This is a genomic window from Cupriavidus sp. GW823-FHT06D04, assembly GCF_058795055.1.
The window spans coordinates 1-2,767 of the sequence record NZ_JBXAHL010000093.1 but is presented as its reverse complement, the minus strand read 5'-3'; the positions used below and the strand labels follow the sequence as shown (position 1 = coordinate 2,767).

General features: G+C 53.1%; 1 rRNA gene. It reads left to right on the top strand.

What is annotated here, in order from left to right:
- Window positions 1-2,744 (top strand): 23S ribosomal RNA (locus tag AC1Q7H_RS39660); the annotation flags it as partial.
- Between the last annotated feature and the right edge of the window lie 23 nt (window positions 2,745-2,767).

Below are 2,767 nucleotides of genomic sequence, written 5' to 3'. Positions count from 1 at the left end.
ATGGGTCATCCCTGACTGAATACATAGGTCAGGGAAGCGAACGCGGCGAACTGAAACATCTAAGTAGCTGCAGGAACAGAAATCAACCGAGATTCCCAAAGTAGTGGCGAACGAAATGGGAAGAGCCTTGTACTCTTTAGCAGCATTGTTAGCAGAACGGGATGGAAAGCCCGGCCATAGCAGGTGATAGCCCTGTATGCGAAAACAGCGTTGTGGAACTAGGTGTACGACAAGTAGGGCGGGACACGTGAAATCCTGTCTGAAGATGGGGGGACCATCCTCCAAGGCTAAATACTCGTGATCGACCGATAGTGAACCAGTACCGTGAGGGAAAGGCGAAAAGAACCCCGGGAGGGGAGTGAAATAGATCCTGAAACCGCATGCATACAAACAGTCGGAGCCTCGTAAGGGGTGACGGCGTACCTTTTGTATAATGGGTCAGCGACTTACATTCAGTGGCAAGCTTAACCGATTAGGGAAGGCGTAGCGAAAGCGAGTCCGAACAGGGCGTTGAGTCGCTGGGTGTAGACCCGAAACCAGATGATCTATCCATGGCCAGGTTGAAGGTGCGGTAACACGTACTGGAGGACCGAACCCACTAACGTTGAAAAGTTAGGGGATGAGCTGTGGATAGGGGTGAAAGGCTAAACAAATCTGGAAATAGCTGGTTCTCTCCGAAAACTATTTAGGTAGTGCCTCGTGTCTCACCTTCGGGGGTAGAGCACTGTCATGGTTGGGGGGTCTATTGCTGATTACCCCGCCATAGCAAACTCCGAATACCGAAGAGTGCAATCACGGGAGACAGACATCGGGTGCTAACGTCCGGTGTCAAGAGGGAAACAACCCAGACCGCCAGCTAAGGTCCCCAAATATAGCTAAGTGGGAAACGAAGTGGGAAGGCTAAAACAGTCAGGAGGTTGGCTTAGAAGCAGCCACCCTTTAAAGAAAGCGTAATAGCTCACTGATCGAGTCGTCCTGCGCGGAAGATGTAACGGGGCTAAGCTATATACCGAAGCTGCGGACGCACAGTAATGTGCGTGGTAGGAGAGCGTTCCGTAAGCCTGTGAAGGTGTCTTGTAAAGGATGCTGGAGGTATCGGAAGTGCGAATGCTGACATGAGTAGCGATAAAGGGGGTGAAAGGCCCCCTCGCCGTAAGCCCAAGGTTTCCTACGCAACGTTCATCGGCGTAGGGTGAGTCGGCCCCTAAGGCGAGGCAGAGATGCGTAGCTGATGGGAAGCAGGTTAATATTCCTGCACCGTCGTATGATGCGATGGGGGGACGGATCGCGGAAGGTTGTCCGGGTGTTGGAAGTCCCGGTCCCTGCATTGGAGAAGGCGCTCAGGCAAATCCGGGCGCGGAATTCAAGGATGTGGGGCGAGCGGCCTAGTGCTGCGAAGCAATTGGAAGTGGTTCCAAGAAAAGCCTCTAAGCTTCAGTCATACGAGACCGTACCGCAAACCGACACAGGTGGGCGAGATGAGTATTCTAAGGCGCTTGAGAGAACTCGGGAGAAGGAACTCGGCAAATTGGTACCGTAACTTCGGGATAAGGTACGCCCTGGTAGCTTGACTGGCCTGCGCCAGAAGGGTGAAGGGGTTGCAATAAAATGGTGGCTGCGACTGTTTAATAAAAACACAGCACTCTGCAAACACGAAAGTGGACGTATAGGGTGTGACGCCTGCCCGGTGCCGGAAGATTAAATGATGGGGTGCAAGCTCTTGATTGAAGTCCCGGTAAACGGCGGCCGTAACTATAACGGTCCTAAGGTAGCGAAATTCCTTGTCGGGTAAGTTCCGACCTGCACGAATGGCGTAACGATGGCCACACTGTCTCCTCCCGAGACTCAGCGAAGTTGAAGTGTTTGTGATGATGCAATCTCCCCGCGGCTAGACGGAAAGACCCCATGAACCTTTACTGTAGCTTTGCATTGGACTTTGAACCGATCTGTGTAGGATAGGTGGGAGGCTTTGAAGCGTGGACGCTAGTTCACGTGGAGCCGTCCTTGAAATACCACCCTGGTTTGTTTGAGGTTCTAACCTTGACCCGTGAATCCGGGTCGGGGACAGTGCATGGTAGGCAGTTTGACTGGGGCGGTCTCCTCCCAAAGTGTAACGGAGGAGTTCGAAGGTACGCTTGGTACGGTCGGACATCGTACCTAAAGTGCAATGGCAAAAGCGTGCTTAACTGCGAGACCGACAAGTCGAGCAGGTGCGAAAGCAGGACATAGTGATCCGGTGGTTCTGAATGGAAGGGCCATCGCTCAACGGATAAAAGGTACTCTGGGGATAACAGGCTGATACCGCCCAAGAGTTCATATCGACGGCGGTGTTTGGCACCTCGATGTCGGCTCATCTCATCCTGGGGCTGTAGCCGGTCCCAAGGGTATGGCTGTTCGCCATTTAAAGAGGTACGTGAGCTGGGTTTAAAACGTCGTGAGACAGTTTGGTCCCTATCTGCCGTGGGCGTTGGAATCTTGACGGGGGCTGCTCCTAGTACGAGAGGACCGGAGTGGACGTACCGCTGGTGTACCTGTTGTCTCGCCAGAGGCATCGCAGGGTAGCTATGTACGGAAGAGATAACCGCTGAAAGCATCTAAGCGGGAAACTCGCCTGAAGATGAGGATTCCCTGGAGGCTTGACCTCCTTGAAGGGTCGTTCGAGACCAGGACGTTGATAGGCTGGGTGTGGAAGCGCAGTAATGCGTTAAGCTAACCAGTACTAATTGCCCGTAAGGCTTGATCCTATAACCAGTGTGTTTTGCCTGGT